Genomic DNA, 14,968 nt, shown 5'->3' on the forward strand with positions numbered 1-14,968 from the left:
ATGAGGCGGGAGGAAACGGTGGCCGTGCGACAAACCACCCCGGAAAGGGTCAGGCAGTTTTCCGATGGCGTATTCGCGGTGCTCATCACGATCCTGGTCCTCGAGCTCAAGCCGCCATCCGCCCACAGCTTCAGTGCCCTGTTGCCGCTGTGGCCCACGGGTCTGAGTTACGTGGTCAGCTATCTGTTCATCGCGATCGTCTGGGTCAATCACCATCACCTGTTCAACTATGCGGAAACCGCGACCCCACGACTCGTGTGGTCGAACTTCGCGCATCTTTTCTCGGTGTCGCTGATCCCGTTTACCACCGAGTGGATCGCCGATAGCAGGCTGGCCGCCGCGCCCGTGGCACTGTATGCGGGCGTCTTCGTCCTCGTGAACGTCACCTACGTCGCACTCTGTTGGGAGGCTGTCGATCGGCCCGCCCACGAGGACGTGTCGCAGCTTATGCGGCGGATGCTGCGAATGAGGTCGGTCATCACGATCGGTGTCTTCACGGCCGCGGCGGTGATCGCACTCAGATGGCCGGTGGTGGGTATGGCCCTGATTTGCCTATGTCTGGTCGGCTACCTGCGACCGGACATTCCCGCACCGAAAAGCGCTGCGGGCGAAGCGGACTGACATCTGCCGACCGCGCGGTTGCTCACGATTTCGGTGTGCGCCGCGCCGAGGTCGATCGCCCGCTACGACGCGCGGGAGCGGCCGCGAAGGATCGCACGTAGTCGACGGCCGCGTTGACGGCGATCCGCAGCGGTTCCGCGTCTCCCGTGGCGTGCGTGAGCATGGCGCCACCCTGGTGCGCGATGACCAGCGACGCGGCCAGGTGTCGCGGGTCGGCGTCGGAACGCAGTTCGCCCCGGCGCCGCATCGCCGTCAGACCGGTTTGGAATAGCTCAAGCCACGCGTCGTACCCGTCGGCGAGATCGTCGCGAATTTCGTCGTCGGCGTCGATCAGCTCACCGGCCAGCGAGCCATAGACGCACCCGCCCCTGCGGTAGACGGTGTCGACGTCGGCCACACACGCGTCGGCCCACGCTTGCAGCGCCTCGAAACTGTCGAGCGCGCCGAGCTGAGGTCGGGTATGAAACGTCATCACATCGTCGCATCGCGCGGCGATGACTTGGCGGGTCAGATCGCGTTTGTCACGAAAATAGTGTGAGATCTGCGACCCGCCCACGCCTGCGGCGTTGCGCACCTCGTCGATGCTGGTGTTGGCGACGCCCCGCTCGAACATGAGCCGGGCGGCGACGCCGACGATACGTGTCCGGGTCGCCAGTCCCTTGCGGGTGAATCTCGGTGTGCTGTCTTGGTTCACGGCGCGCCTTGGCATCAGTCCTATGGGCCTAGGTCGCGCGGCGCCGACGACGGGGACGTCGTGCCGGACGCGGCGCTCGCTCAGCGGGATCGGTCGCGAACATGCGCAGGTAGTTGACGGCGAACCGCGTGGCATCGGCGTGTGGCCACTCCGCCCGATAGGTAAACGCCAACGTGGCGCCGCCCTGGTGAGCGCCGACGAAGACCAACGCCAGCTGACGCGGATCGGCGTTCGCGTCGAGAATCCGGTGATCTTTCATTCGCTGGATGGCTGCTTCGAGCAACTCGACCCACTGCCAATACCCCGCGGCCAACGTGGCGCGGGTCGCGTCGTCGGACTTCGCCAGCTGCGCGGCCAAGGCATGGTAAGTCGGTGTGCCGCCGGAGGTTCCGATGCGGCGCAGGTAGCGCATGTTGAGATCGATCCACCGTTCGAAGTCGTCGAACGAGTCGAGGTGCCCAAGCTTTGGCTGGCGATGGAAGTCCAGCACCACGCCGATCTGGCGCCTGACGACCGCGCGAATCAGCGCGCTTTTGTCGGCGAAATAGTGAGCGAGCTGGGAACCACTGACCGACGCGGCCCTGCGCACGTTCTCCATGTTCGAGGCCGACAGCCCCTGGGTCACGATCAGCTCGGCGGCGGCCTGCACGATCCTGTCGCGGGTGGCACGCCCCTTGGCGGTCAACCGTTGTTCGTCCTGAACATCGGGATGGGCCATCGCGTCAGGCTAACCTGCGAGTGCCTCCAATTATGGGATATCCAGCCCATTGCTGGCGTTGCGCCGTCAGCGCCTCGTCAAGTGGACAGGTGCTTGGCGAGGAAGTTGCGGATCAGCTCGGCGACGTCGTCCAGTGCGGACTCCAGCAGGAAGTGGCCGCCGTCGAGCAAATGGATTTCGGCGTCGGGAAGGTCATCGGCGAACGCCTCGGCGCCGGCCGGGCCGAAGATTTCGTCACCGCGACCCCACACGGCCAACAGCGGCACGCGGCTCGCCCGGAAATATTCGTGCACGCGTGGGTATAGCGGCACGTTGGTGGCATAGTCCCGCAGCAGTTTTAGCTGCACCAGGTCGTTGCCGGGCCGGGATATCAGCGCGTAGTCGTGATACCAGGTTTCGGGATCGACCAGCGTTTCGTCGGCGACCCCGGTGAGGTACTGCCATCGCGTGGCTTCCAAGGTGAGGAATTGCCGTACCGGGGCCTCGGTCTCGGGCGTCGGTTGATGTTGGTAGGCCTGCACGACCTTCCAGAAGCTCTCGACGAACCCGGCGTCGTACGCGTTGCCATTTTGGCTGATGATCGCGGTGATGGTGGACGGCTCGCGAAGCGCCAGTCGCCAGCCGATGGGGGCGCCATAGTCCTGCACGTACATTGCGTAGCGATCGATGCCCAAGCCCTGCAGCAGGCCCGCGGTCAGGTCGGCGAGCGCATCGAAGGTGTAGTCGAACTCCTCGACGCTCGGCGCGTCCGAGAGCCCGAAGCCCAGGTGGTCCGGGGCGATCACGCGATAGCGGTCGGCGAGCGCCGGAATCAGGTGCCGGTACATGTAGGAGCTGGTCGGAAATCCATGCAACAGGACCAGCACCGGCGCGCCCGCGTCGCCAGCTTCGCGGAAGAACAGCCGATGGCCGTCGACGGTGGTGTAACGATGATGAACGGCCGGCATGGGATACCTCCTGCAACGGTGGGGCGTCATTCGAGGCTCCGGTACAGTTTTTGGGATGTGCATCCCAGTATGCACCAAAATTAGCGGGTCGCAATAGGCTCCGAAGGCGTTGACCGCACGGCGGGCGGGGAATACTCTGGGTCAGCTATCCCAGTAGCTTCGCCGGCGTGAGCGGGAGGAGACACGGTGGGCAAGCTTGTTTCGGTCAATGTGGGCATGCCGAAGAACGTGCAATGGCGGGATAAGACCGTGTACACCGGGATATGGAAAACCCCGGTCGAAGGCCCTGTCATGGTGCGCCGCATCAACATCGATGGCGACGGGCAGGGCGACTTGGCCGGCCACGGCGGCGAGCAACGCGCCGTCATGGTGTACCAGACGGAGTCGTATGACTTCTGGAAGACCTACCTGAATCGCGAAGACCTGGCGCCCGGTCACTTCGGCGAGAATTTCACCATTACCGGACTATCCGACGACGAAGTCTGCATCGGTGACCGCTACCGAATCGGTGAGGCGGAGTTCGAGGTCACCCAGCCGCGTGTCACCTGCTTTCGGGTCGGACTGCGCCTCGACGAACCGGAGATGCCCAATCTTCTTGTGTCGCAGCATCGCCCGGGGTTCTACTTCCGGGTCATCACCGAGGGGCATGTCCGTGCCGGTGACGACATCGTGCGGGTCCGGCGCGGCCGCCACGAACTCAGCGTTGCCGACGTCGACGCGTTGTTGTATTTGCCGAACCGCAACATCGAACGGCTGCGCAAGGTCGTCGACGTACCGGCGCTCAGCCCCGGATGGCAGCAGTCGTTCCGCGACATGCTTCGTGACGGTTCAGCGGGGGAGACCACACCGGCCGTCGGAATCGAGCCGGGATGGAACGGTTTTCGCCCGCTGCGGGTCTGCGCGATAGCCCGGGAAAGCCCGCAGGTGATGTCGATCCGCCTGCAAGCCGCTGACGGGGGTTCGCTGCCCCGACCGCTTCCCGGCCAGTACCTGACCGTGCGAATCCCCGGCGCCGCAAAGCCGACGCCAATGCGCAGCTACTCCCTCTCGGGTGACCCCGGCACCGGGGACTACCGCATCAGTGTCAAGCGCGAAGATCACGGCTTGGTGAGTCGCTGGCTGCATACCCACGTCCAGCCCGGGTCCATCGTCGAGGCCGCCGCGCCGCGCGGCGACTTCTACCTGACCGAGGAAAGCAATCCGGTGGTCCTGATTTCGGCGGGAATCGGCATCACACCCGTACTGGCGATGTTGCATACGCTGTCGGCTGCTCGCAGTAACCGCGACATCTGGTGGCTGCACACCACCCGCAGCCACGAAACCCAGGCCTTTGCAACGGAAGTCACGACCCTCATCAAGTCGTTGCCGCGCGCCCGGCAGCTGGTGTTCTACACGCAGACGCAGGGACGCACGGATGCCGAGACCATAGCATCGCTAGGGCTGCCGACCGATGCCGCGGTGTATCTCTGCGGTCCAACACAGTTCATGTCGGACACGCGCGACGCCCTCACCGCAGCCGGGCTCGATCCTGCGCGCATTCACAGCGAATTGTTCGGCGCGTTACCGCCGATCAACCCCGGCATCGTTGCGGGGGCCGCGCGCAAGCCGCCGCACCCGCCCGCGGGACCGCCGGGCACCGGACCGTCGATCACCTTCTCGCGCAGCGGACTTACCGTCAACTGGTCCGCCGATTACGCCAATATCCTGGACCTGGCCGAAGCCTGCGATGTGCCAAGCCGATTCTCGTGCCGAAGCGGTGTCTGTCATGTGTGTGAGACCGGAGTGGTCGCCGGGACGACAACGTACGTCCAGGCGCCGTTGGAGCCGCCGGGGCGGGGAACGGTCCTCATTTGCTCGGCGGCCCCAGAAAGCGACCTCGTCCTCGACCTCTAGCCACGAAAGCCTAGAGTTCGACAGTTGATGGCAAGACTCAAGAACATCGCGGCCGGCCTGCTGTGCGCCGCAGGGCTCCCGGCGCTGACGCGGCGGCGACACCGCGACGCGCTTGGCATCGTGATGTTCCACGGCGTGGAAGACGAACCGCTGTCGCCGGCCTGCTGGCATGTGCTCGGCGTGGCGCAGTATCGCCGTCGACTGGAATACATTCGCAAGCACTTCAACGTCCTCCCGCTCGAGGAGGCGCTCGATCGCCTGGTGGCGGGGACGCTGCCGCCGCGCGCCATGGCGATCACGTTCGACGACGGCACCCGCAACCTCGCCACGCACGCGGTCCCGGTCCTGCACGAGTTGAAGTTGCCCGCGGCGGTGTTCCTGGCGACCGGCCCGATCGGCGGCGACGAAATCCTGTGGCCCGACCGGCTTTGGCTGGCGATCGCCCGCACCACCGCGAGCGAGGTCGATCTGGCGGCGCTGGGTCTGGGCGCTCGTTCCCTCGCCGGCACCGCCAGCCGCGGCAAGGTCTACGCGGCCGCGGTCGAACGGTTGAAAGACCTACCCGACGCGCGGCGGATCGCCGTGCTGGACCAGGTTCTCGACGCGCTGGGCTACCGCGACGGCGGCGATGGCGGTCCCTTCCGGATGCTTTCCTGGCACGAAGCGCGGGAGATGGTCGGCGACGGCCTAGTGGCCCTGTATCCGCATTCGGTGACGCACCCGATCCTTGCCCGCTGCGGCGACGACAAGCTCGAGCGGGAGATCACGGATTCGTGTGCAGCGCTGGAGCGTGAGACCGGCTCGGCACCAACAGTTTTCGCTTACCCCAACGGCCGGCCACGGGATTTCGACGACCGCGCCAAAGACGTCCTGCGGCGCCGCGGCGTGCGCTTTGCGTTGTCGACCACACCGGGATTCGCCGACCGTCGCTGCGACCCGCTGGCCTTGCCGCGGCTGGCGGTGGGCAGTGATTCGTCGTTCGGCTACTTCCGGCTCACGGTTTCCGGCGGGCTACCGCGCCGCCGGGGAGGCCGCGGCCGGATGGCCACCGGCGGCTGAGCCGCCGGTGTCACCGTGCCGCGGCGGCGAGCCACAAGTCGTGCAGCGCCTCGCGCCAGCGGACGATGTCGAACTCGCCGGCACGCGCATGGGCGGCCGCGGCGAGGCGGTCACGCAACGCGGCATCGATGATCAGGGATTGCAGCGCCTCGGCCAACTGGCCCGGATCGCCGGGGCGGACCAGCACACCGTTTTCCCCGTCGATGATCACCTCCGGAATCGCGCCCACCGCGGTGGTCACCGGGACCACGCCGTTGGCCATCGCCTCCAGCACCGCCATCGGAAGACCCTCGCTGTAGCTGGGCAACACGAAGATCGCCGATTCGGCCAGTAGCCGGTCCCTCTCGACCGGGTCCACCCAGCCGACGACGTCCACGGTGTCTTCGAGTGCGCTGGTGCGGACGAACTCGCGTACCTCGTCCACTTCCCCGTCGCCGGCCAGCGTGACCCGCAGGTTGGCCCGAATGTCGTTGGGCAGCATGCCGATCGCACGAACGAGGTCGTAGCTGCCCTTGTTGGGGCCCAACCTGCCCAGCGACACCACCCGTAGCGGCCGTTGAGTGCGCGGCGCCGGGCCGATCGCGGGCATCACCACGGGGTTGTAGAGGACTCGGGTGTTGGATTCGTCGAATCCAAGGCGCACGCACGATTCCCTGAGATGGGATTGGCCGAGCACCACCGAATAGTCGGCGTGCAGCGCCGCGCGCACGGCGCGGCGCAGGAGCGGCGGCAGCTCATCGAGCCAGGTGAAAAAGTGCGAGCTGTGGCAGTGGACGATGGTCGGGACGCCGCGCAGCCGAGCGATGAACAACGGAATGGCCTTGCGAACGACGCTGCCGCGCAAGGAAAAATGGGCGTGTAACACGTCGACGAAGCCGAACAGCAGCAGCGCCGATGCCTTGAGGATACCCGTCACTCCCGTCCACAGCCGCGCCCCCAGTGCGGCATCGATATAGGTGGGCACGAGGTTGACCAGAAACCGTTGGTCCGTGTCTTCGCTCAGCAATCGCATCACCGTCGCCATCCCGCCGCGGCTGTTGGGCCCGGCGGGCGCGTTTCCGATCGTCAGTACCCGGATCGGATAGCGTTGCTGGCGTGCCATTACGGGCCGAGTGCGACCGATGCCTCGGCGGTATAGCACAGGAACGTCAGGGTCTCCTGCAGATAGAGCTGCACGGTGTCGGCGTCGTGACTGCTGTAGCCGATGGCGACGTCGGTGCCCAGTTGCAGGTCGAAATCTCCGCCGCGAGTGGTCAGGACGAAGGCGCCGTCGATGGCCGGCGCCCAGATGATGTCGCCATCCACCAACCGGTTCAGGTGCTCGCGGATCGGATATCCGTGTTCGGTGGTCTCGCTGACCTTGGTGTAGACGCCTGCGGATAGCAGCACCGAGTAGGGTCCGTCGACACCGGCGAGCCGCAGTTCGGTCAACGCCTGCGAGATGGCATCCGGCATGTCTCGAGGGTCCTCGGGCAACGTCAGCGGCTTGTTGGAGCTGGCGCTGCGAATGCCCTCGATGGAAGCGGCGGCGTAGCCCTCAAAGATGGTGCGGTCCTCGACGAACGCCAGCTTCTTGGCGGCATCCTTGACGGGGTCCCAGTCGGAGTCGTTGGAGCCACGCTCCACATCGTCGATCTCGGAGCGAGACAACGTGAACGGAACCCGCAGCCGGACAAGGGGTTTGCTGGCCCGGAGGTGGGCGACCACACCGTCGGTGGGCGCCTTGACGTCGATCAGCCGGCCGGTGCTGACCGCCGCGGTGACGGGTCCTCCGGGCTCGCTGACGTCGACCACCCGGCGCCCCGCGACGTGCCGTTTGAACGTGCGCGTCGCCTCCAATTCGATTTCGGCCCAAGCGACGTCGGTAACCGGTGCCAGATCGCGGTAGAGGTTGTTGATCATCCGGTGGTTCCTTTCAGGCTGCCGATCGAAAGTGAGCCATTGGAGGCTGGGTCAGGCAAAGATAAGGCGGGTCGTTCCGTTGCCATCGGGGCGGGCAGCGGGGGCGGGTCGTCGAGGAAATCCACGGTGGGGGAGAAGAACAGGCCGCCGGTGACCGCGGTGGAGAAATCCAGGATGCGGTCGGTGTTGCCCGGCGGATCACCGAGGAACATGTTGCGCAGCATCTGCTCGGTGACCTCGGGTGTTCGCGAATAGCCGATGAAGTACGTGCCGTACTCGGCCTTGCCGAGTTCACCGAACGGCATGTTGTGCCGCACGATCTTCAGTTCTGTGCCGTCGTCGTCTTCGATCACGTTCAGCGCGATGTGCGAGTTGGCCGGCTTGACGTCATCGTCGAGCTCGATGTCTTCCAGCTTGGTGCGCCCGATCACCCCCTCCTGTTCGGCGACCGGCAGCGCGTCCCACGACTCCATGTCGTGCACGTACTTCTGGACGTGGACGTAGCACGAGCCGGCGAAGTCGGGGTCTTCGTCGCCGATGGCGGTGGCGCTGATGGCGATTGGGCCATCCGGATTTTCGGTGCCGTCGACGAAGCCGAGCAGGTCGCGGTTGTCGAAGAACCGGAAGCCGTGCACCTCGTCGACCACGGTGACCGCACCCGCCATCGATTTGAGGATGCGTCCGGCTAGCTCGAAACACACGTCCATCGTCTCGGCTCGAATGTGAAACAGCAGATCGCCGGGCGTGGCCGGGGCGGTGTGCCGCGGGCCGGTCAGCTCGACGAAGGTATGCAGTTCGGCGGGACGTGGCCCGCCGAACAACCGGTCCCACGCGTCGGAGCCGATCGAGGCGATGACCGACAAGCGTTTGGTCGGATCGCGGAAGCCGATGGCGCGCACCAGCCCGGACAGATCCGGCAGCGCGTCGTGGACAGTCGCTTCGCCGCCATCGTCGATGGTGACCACGAGAAAGATTGCCGCGGGCGTTAACGGCGCAAGGATGGGCTGCGGCTGTACCGGAGGCACATGGGCGACCCTATCGGGAACTGCGCTGTCGCCGACAGCCATGATGTTCAACATGTCGGCCAGTGCCGCAGGCCTCTGCGAATTCATCGACGCCTCACCGTCGCCGTTTCATGTTTGCGCCACGGTGGCCGGACGATTGGTCGACGCCGGATACACCGAACTGGACGAAGCCGACAGCTGGCCGGCGCAACCCGGTCGCTACTTCACCGTCCGCGCCGGCTCGCTGGTCGCCTGGAACTCGGCCGGCGCCGACGGGCCGTTCCGGATCGTCGGCGCCCACACCGACAGCCCGAACCTACGGGTCAAGCAGCATCCCGACCGGCTCGTCGCCGGCTGGCGGGTGGTGGCGCTGGAGCCGTACGGGGGAGCGTGGCTCAACTCCTGGCTGGACCGAGACCTGGGCATCAGCGGGCGTTTGTCGGTCCGCGACGGGGACCGGGCCAGCCAGCGGCTGGTGCGGATCGACGATCCGATCCTGCGGGTACCGCAGCTGGCCATTCACCTGGCCGAGGACCGCAAGTCGCTCACCCTGGACCCGCAACGACACGTGAACGCGGTATGGGGAGTCGGCGACGGCGTCGCGTCCTTCGTCGACTATGTCGCCGACCGCTCGGGGGTGGCCGCGGTCGACGTGCTGTCGGCCGACCTGATGACGCACGACCTGACCCCGTCCGCGGTGATCGGCGCGGACGGCGACCTGGTCAGCGCGCCGAGGCTGGATAACCAGGCCAGTTGCTACGCGGGCGTGGAGGCCCTGCTGGCCGTGGAGCCGCGCGGTTTCGTCCCGGTGCTGGTGCTCTTTGACCACGAAGAGGTCGGTTCCTCCTCCGACCACGGCGCCCAATCCAACCTGCTGAGCATCGTTTTGGAAAGGATGGTGCTCGCGGCCGGTGGCGGGCGGGAAGATTACTTGCGGCGCCTGCCGGCGTCGCTGCTGGCCTCGGCCGACATGGCGCACGCCACCCACCCCAACTACCCGGAGCGGCACGAGCCGGGTCATCCGATCGGCGTCAACGGTGGACCGGTGCTCAAGGTGCATCCCAATCTGCGTTACGCCACCGACGGACGCACGGCCGCTGCGTTCGCGCTGGCGTGCCGGCAGGCCGGTGTGCGGTTGCAGCGCTACGAACACCGCGCCGATCTGCCGTGCGGGTCGACGATCGGGCCGCTGGCGTCGGCGCGTACCGGCATCCCCACCGTCGACGTCGGCGCTGCCCAGCTCGCGATGCACTCCGCGCGCGAGTTGATGGGGGCGCAGGATGTGGCCGCCTATTCGGCGGCACTGCAAGCGTTTTTGTCGCCAGGCTGACCTACGATCCGGAAATGACCCTCAACGTAGAAATGGTCACCTTCGACTGCGGCGATCCCGCGAGCCTGGCCGGCTGGTGGGCCGAGCAGTTCGGTGGCACGACGCACGTCATCCTCGCGGACGAGTTCACGGCGGTGACCTTTCCGGAAGGGCTGCGACTCGGGTTCCAGAAAGTGCCCGATCCCACCCCGGGAAAGAACCGGGTGCACCTCGATTTGAGTGCGGCCGACATCGACGCCGAGGTGTCGCGGCTGACGGCGGCTGGGGCCAAAGAGGTCGGCCGGCACAAGTTCGGCGAGAAATTCCGATGGGTAGTGCTGGCCGACCCCGAAGGCAACGTGTTCTGCATCGTCGGCAATCCCGCCCTTTAGCCGGGCCGCCGCGCGTCAGCGCTGATCGAGGAAGAGCGGGTCGTAGCGGATGACGTTCTCCACAACCATCCCGTCGCGGCTGCGGACCCGGTCGAGGCCGCGGATCCGGAATGGTCCGGCGGGGCCGGTGCCCTCACCGACGTAATGCAAGAACACCAGTTCCTCACCCTCGGCGGCGCCGGGAACGGTTGCGCTGTCGATGAGCTCAAGCTTCAAATCCGGTGCGGCGTCGAGTATTTCGGCGATCTTCGCCGTGTACGCCTCGATCCCCCGGACCGGCTCCGGGTCACCCGGCCAGTAGCCGACGATGTCGTCGGCCAGAATGTCGAAGCCGCGCGACAACGTCGGCGCGGCCCAATAGGCGGCCCACAGTTCTGCACTGAAGTTCGGCGCGGCGGTCTTGACGTCGGTCATGGTTCCTCCCTGTGTCAGGCGCTTCGATCGAGCGCGTACGCCAAGCGTGTCCCGGCCCGCGCGGCGGCACAATTACCTCCGAGGTCATCGCCGCGGGTGCGCGGGCGTGGTTACGGTTGCTTCGTGAGCGATGCCGCGGTGGGTGTCCTGTTGCGCGGATGGCGGGCTCGCCGACGGGTGAGTCAGCTCGACCTGTCGCTGAGCGTGGGCGTGTCGGCGCGGCATCTGAGCTTCATCGAGACCGGTCGTTCCCGGCCCAGTCCCGAGATGGTGCTCGCGCTCGCCGAGGGCCTCGACGTTCCGTTGCGGGAGCGCAACTCGCTGCTGCTCGCCGCCGGGTTTGCGCCGCGCTACCCGAACGTGTACCGGCTATGCCTGCATCCCGACGGTCTCGCCAACCGGACCCTGAATTTCGACGAATGGGCGGGCTACCTGCTGAGTCAGCTCCGGCGCACGATCGCACTCACCGGCGACCCGGTGTTGCAGGCGATCGACGAGGAGGTGCGCGCGTACCCGGGAGTCGCTGCGGCCGCCGCTGGGCGGGGCACGCCGGATAACGCCTCGCTGCTGATTCCTTTCGTGCTCGACGCCGGCGGCGGGAAGCGGCTGTCGATGTTCACGACGCTCACGACGTTCGGAACCCCGCTCGACGTCACCCTCGCCGAGCTGGCCGTCGAGTTGTTCTACCCGGCTGACCCGGAAAGCGCACGCATGCTCCGCGGGTAGCGCGCACTTGGCCTTCCCTACAAACGCTTGGCGAGCAGATGCTCGGCCATCTCGGCGCCCTTGCGGCTATCCGATTGCGCCTTGCGGAAAAGGTCGGCCACTTCGTCGTCGCCGTCGCGCTCCGCGTCCTGAATGTAGGTTTCCAGCCGCAGCGCGTTGTCGAGGCACTTCTCGGTGTACCAAATGAGGTTGTAGTTCTTGTCTTTGGTGCCGGTGACGTTGCCCGTTTCAGCGGTCATCTCGTTCCTCCGTTTCGTCACTTGCCGGACCACAGTCGGCTACCCGCCGATCGGGGGCACAAACGCGCGTCGCGGCGTCGAAGGCGGGGCCACCCTAGACTGTCTGCGTGACCGTCTCCGGAACGGGCGCGCGCGTCCAGGTGATTGACACCGTCGAGCACGCCGCGACCACTCCCGATCAGCCGCAACCCTTTCGCGAGCTCGGCCTCAAAGACGACGAGTACCAGCGGATACGCGAGATCCTGGGCCGCAGGCCCACCGACACCGAGCTGGCGATGTACTCGGTTATGTGGAGCGAGCACTGCTCGTACAAGTCCTCCAAAGTTCACCTGCGCTACTTCGGTGAGACCACGACCGACGAGATGCGCGCCGGCATGCTCGCCGGGATCGGCGAGAACGCCGGGGTCGTCGACATCGGCGACGGCTGGGCCGTGACCTTCAAGGTGGAATCGCACAACCACCCCTCGTACGTCGAGCCCTACCAGGGCGCCGCCACCGGCGTCGGGGGCATCGTCCGCGACATCATGGCCATGGGCGCGCGGCCCGTCGCGGTGATGGACCAGCTTCGATTCGGCGCGGCCGACGCGCCGGACACCCGCCGCGTGCTCGACGGCGTGGTTCGCGGCATCGGCGGTTACGGAAACTCGTTGGGCCTGCCCAACATCGGCGGCGAGACCGTGTTCGACGCGTCGTACGCGGGCAACCCGCTGGTCAACGCGTTGTGCGTTGGAGCGCTGCGAAAGGAGGATCTGCACCTTGCCTTCGCGTCGGGAACCGGAAACAAGATCATCCTGTTCGGCGCGCGCACCGGTCTCGACGGCATCGGCGGCGTGTCGGTGTTGGCGTCGGAAACCTTCGGCGGCGACGAAGGCGGGGGGCCCGGCCGCAAGAAGCTGCCCTCGGTGCAGGTCGGCGACCCGTTCACCGAGAAGGTGCTGATCGAATGCTGCCTCGAGCTGTACGCAGGCGGGTTGGTGATCGGCATCCAAGACCTCGGTGGGGCCGGATTATCCTGCGCCACATCTGAACTCGCGTCGGCCGGTGACGGCGGCATGCGGGTCGAATTGGACAGCGTGCCGCTGCGGGCCGCCAACATGACGCCGGCCGAGATCCTGTCCAGCGAGTCGCAGGAGCGGATGTGCGCGGTGGTCGCGCCAGAGAATGTCGATGCCTTCCTCGCGGTCTGTCGCAAGTGGGAGGTGCTGGCCGCCGTCATCGGCGAGGTCACCGAGGGCGACCGGCTGCAGATCACCTGGCACGGCGAGACGGTCGTCGACGTGCCACCGCGCACGGTGGCCCACGAAGGCCCGGTCTACCGGCGCCCGGTCGCCCGCCCCGAATCGCAGGACGCGTTGAACGCCGACACCTCCAGCGGGCTGCCGCGGCCGGCCACCGGCGCCGAACTGCGCGCGACTTTGCTTGCGCTGCTGGGCAGTCCGCACCTGTGCAGCCGGGCATTCATCACCGAGCAGTACGACCGGTACGTGCGCGGCAACACCGTGCTGGCCGAGCACGCCGACGGCGGCGTGCTGCGCATCGACGAGACGACAGGCCGCGGCATCGCGGTATCGACCGACGCGTCGGGGCGCTACACGCTGCTGGATCCCTACGTGGGCGCCCAGCTGGCGCTGGCCGAGGCATACCGCAACGTCGCGGTCACCGGTGCGACGCCGGTCGCGGTGACCAACTGCCTCAACTTCGGCTCACCCGAGGACCCCGGCGTGATGTGGCAATTCGCACAGGCGGTGCGGGGTCTGGCGGATGGCTGTGCGGCCCTGGGGATTCCGGTCACCGGCGGCAACGTCAGCTTCTACAACCAGACCGGGACGGCGGCGATCCTGCCCACGCCGGTCGTCGGGGTGCTGGGTGTCTTGGATGACGTGAGCCGACGTCTCCACACGTCTTTCGGCGGCGAACCGGGAGAGACCCTGCTGCTGCTGGGTGACACGCACGACGAATTCGACGGTTCCATCTGGGCGCAGGTGATCGGCGACCACCTCGGCGGGCGGCCGCCTGCGGTTGACCTGGCGCGCGAGAAGCTGCTGGCCGAGGTGCTGAGCTCGGCGTCGCGGGACGGGCTGGTGTCCGCCGCGCACGACCTGTCCGAGGGCGGCCTGGCGCAGGCCATCGTCGAATCGGCCCTGGCCGGTGAAACCGGTTGCCGCATAGTGCTTCCCGAGGGCGCCGATCCCTTCGTGATGCTGTTCTCCGAGTCGGCCGGCCGGGCACTGGTGGCCGTGCCGCGAACCGAGGAGAGCCGGTTCCGGTCCATGTGTGAGGTGCGGGGGCTACCCGCCGTCCGTATCGGCATCGTCGATCAGGGCTCGGATGCCGTGGAGGTTCAGGGGCTGTTCACGGTGTCGCTGGCGGAACTGCGCGAGACCTCCGAGTCGGTGTTGCCGCGATTCTTCGGATAAGCAGGCTCCGCGCGCTGTCGTTGGCCGCCGCGCTGGTCGGCTGGAGTTTCGCCGGCCCGCGGCTACCGAATGAGCTGCGGGCGGGGCTGCAGGCCGGTGTCGCCGGCCTGCTGGTGCTCGCGACACGTGCGCCGCTGGGGTTACGTCCTCCGCGGCTGTGGGCGGGGCTGCGGCTGGGATCAGCGTCGGGTGCGGCCACGGCGGCGGCCATCTCCGCGGCTGCCCCGCTGCCTCCGGTACGGCTGTCGATGGCCGCCCTCGAACTTCCCGTGTCCGCGCGTGACTGGCTGCTGTGGCGGATACCGATCGGCACCGTCTGGGCCGAGGAGGCCGCCTTCCGCGCGGCGCTCGGCACCCTCGGTTCGCGCGCCTTCGGCACGTCCGGCGGAAGGCTGTTGCAGGCCACCGCTTTTGGGCTCTCCCACATCGCGGACGCACGCGCGACCGGCGAGCCGGTAGTGCCCACCGTGCTGGTCACCGGCGTCGGGGGCTGGCTGTTCGGTTGGCTGGCCGACCGTTCCGGCAGCCTCGCCGCACCGATGCTGGTGCATTTGGCCATCAACGAGGCGGGCGCCGCGGCCGCGCTGACCGTCCAGCGGCGGTCTCGCGTGAACGGATCGGCGTGATGGCATC

The 14,968-nt window shown here is 67.1% G+C and carries 16 protein-coding genes; 8 read left to right on the top strand and 8 right to left on the bottom strand.

Annotation, left to right across the window (positions count from 1 at the left end):
- Window positions 1-621, top strand: coding sequence for a TMEM175 family protein (locus ACQI5H_RS10975; protein ID WP_427079417.1), 621 nt, complete (start codon window positions 1-3; stop codon window positions 619-621).
- A 22-nt stretch (window positions 622-643) separates the two neighbouring features.
- Here the strand turns inward: ACQI5H_RS10975 and ACQI5H_RS10980 are convergent, their stop codons facing one another.
- From ACQI5H_RS10980 to ACQI5H_RS10990, 3 genes are all read right to left on the bottom strand, one after another.
- Window positions 644-1,315 (bottom strand): TetR/AcrR family transcriptional regulator, encoded by a 672-nt coding sequence (locus ACQI5H_RS10980; protein ID WP_427079418.1) that lies wholly within the window; start codon window positions 1,313-1,315, stop codon window positions 644-646.
- A gap of 28 nt (window positions 1,316-1,343) precedes the next feature.
- Window positions 1,344-2,033 (bottom strand): TetR/AcrR family transcriptional regulator, encoded by a 690-nt coding sequence (locus ACQI5H_RS10985; protein ID WP_427079419.1) that lies wholly within the window; start codon window positions 2,031-2,033, stop codon window positions 1,344-1,346.
- Window positions 2,034-2,110: 77 nt separating this feature from the next.
- Window positions 2,111-2,980: an alpha/beta fold hydrolase gene (locus ACQI5H_RS10990; RefSeq protein WP_427079420.1), complete on the bottom strand. Its 870-nt coding sequence runs from the start codon at window positions 2,978-2,980 to the stop codon at window positions 2,111-2,113.
- Window positions 2,981-3,166: 186 nt separating this feature from the next.
- Between ACQI5H_RS10990 and ACQI5H_RS10995 the strand changes: the two genes are divergently transcribed.
- Both ACQI5H_RS10995 and ACQI5H_RS11000 read left to right on the top strand, forming a co-directional pair.
- A complete protein-coding gene (locus tag ACQI5H_RS10995) occupies window positions 3,167-4,873 on the top strand; it encodes an MOSC domain-containing protein (RefSeq protein ID WP_427079421.1) in 1,707 nt (568 codons plus the stop codon).
- A 27-nt stretch (window positions 4,874-4,900) separates the two neighbouring features.
- On the top strand, window positions 4,901-5,932 hold the full coding sequence (locus ACQI5H_RS11000) for a polysaccharide deacetylase family protein (protein WP_427079422.1): 1,032 nt from the start codon (window positions 4,901-4,903) through the stop codon (window positions 5,930-5,932).
- 10 nt (window positions 5,933-5,942) lie between these two features.
- On the opposite strand, the gene ACQI5H_RS11005 is transcribed toward ACQI5H_RS11000, so the two are convergent.
- From ACQI5H_RS11005 to ACQI5H_RS11015, 3 genes are read right to left on the bottom strand one after another with little or no spacing between them, the layout of a single operon-like run.
- Entirely contained in the window at window positions 5,943-7,034 is a 1,092-nt protein-coding gene (locus tag ACQI5H_RS11005; protein WP_427079423.1) for a glycosyltransferase family 4 protein, read from the bottom strand.
- On the bottom strand, window positions 7,034-7,831 hold the full coding sequence (locus ACQI5H_RS11010; RefSeq protein ID WP_427079581.1) for a family 1 encapsulin nanocompartment shell protein: 798 nt from the start codon (window positions 7,829-7,831) through the stop codon (window positions 7,034-7,036). Before ACQI5H_RS11010 ends, ACQI5H_RS11005 begins: the two co-directional genes overlap by 1 nt.
- Window positions 7,831-8,901, bottom strand: coding sequence for a Dyp-type peroxidase (locus ACQI5H_RS11015; protein ID WP_427079424.1), 1,071 nt, complete (start codon window positions 8,899-8,901; stop codon window positions 7,831-7,833). The genes ACQI5H_RS11010 and ACQI5H_RS11015 overlap by 1 nt, the downstream gene beginning before the upstream one ends.
- A gap of 10 nt (window positions 8,902-8,911) precedes the next feature.
- On the opposite strand from ACQI5H_RS11015, the gene ACQI5H_RS11020 reads away from it, so the two are divergent.
- Both ACQI5H_RS11020 and ACQI5H_RS11025 read left to right on the top strand, forming a co-directional pair.
- Window positions 8,912-10,168 carry a M18 family aminopeptidase gene (locus ACQI5H_RS11020; RefSeq protein ID WP_427079425.1) on the top strand — a complete coding sequence of 419 codons (1,257 nt, stop codon included), beginning with the start codon at window positions 8,912-8,914 and terminating at the stop codon, window positions 10,166-10,168.
- Window positions 10,169-10,182: 14 nt separating this feature from the next.
- The gene (locus ACQI5H_RS11025) at window positions 10,183-10,539 is read left to right on the top strand and encodes a VOC family protein (RefSeq protein ID WP_427079426.1); all 357 of its coding nucleotides are present in this window, start codon (window positions 10,183-10,185) and stop codon (window positions 10,537-10,539) included.
- Between the two features lie 15 nt (window positions 10,540-10,554).
- Here ACQI5H_RS11025 and ACQI5H_RS11030 read toward each other — a convergent pair whose 3' ends face one another.
- A complete protein-coding gene (locus tag ACQI5H_RS11030) occupies window positions 10,555-10,953 on the bottom strand; it encodes a nuclear transport factor 2 family protein (RefSeq protein ID WP_427079427.1) in 399 nt (132 codons plus the stop codon).
- 123 nt (window positions 10,954-11,076) lie between these two features.
- On the opposite strand from ACQI5H_RS11030, the gene ACQI5H_RS11035 reads away from it, so the two are divergent.
- Window positions 11,077-11,679, top strand: coding sequence for a helix-turn-helix domain-containing protein (locus tag ACQI5H_RS11035; RefSeq protein WP_427079428.1), 603 nt, complete (start codon window positions 11,077-11,079; stop codon window positions 11,677-11,679).
- A 17-nt stretch (window positions 11,680-11,696) separates the two neighbouring features.
- Here ACQI5H_RS11035 and ACQI5H_RS11040 read toward each other — a convergent pair whose 3' ends face one another.
- Window positions 11,697-11,918, bottom strand: a complete 222-nt coding sequence (locus tag ACQI5H_RS11040; RefSeq protein ID WP_076064323.1) for a hypothetical protein — start codon at window positions 11,916-11,918, stop codon at window positions 11,697-11,699.
- A 140-nt stretch (window positions 11,919-12,058) separates the two neighbouring features.
- On the opposite strand from ACQI5H_RS11040, the gene purL reads away from it, so the two are divergent.
- Window positions 12,059-14,335, top strand: a complete 2,277-nt coding sequence (purL, locus tag ACQI5H_RS11045) for a phosphoribosylformylglycinamidine synthase subunit PurL (protein WP_427079582.1) — start codon at window positions 12,059-12,061, stop codon at window positions 14,333-14,335.
- Window positions 14,332-14,961 (top strand): Rv0804 family intramembrane glutamic endopeptidase, encoded by a 630-nt coding sequence (locus ACQI5H_RS11050; RefSeq protein WP_427079583.1) that lies wholly within the window; start codon window positions 14,332-14,334, stop codon window positions 14,959-14,961. Before purL ends, ACQI5H_RS11050 begins: the two co-directional genes overlap by 4 nt.
- The last annotated feature ends 7 nt before the right edge of the window (window positions 14,962-14,968 follow it).

Origin of the sequence: Mycobacterium heidelbergense (assembly GCF_050205645.1) — a bacterium.
Taxonomy (GTDB): Bacteria; Actinomycetota; Actinomycetes; order Mycobacteriales; family Mycobacteriaceae; genus Mycobacterium; species Mycobacterium heidelbergense_A.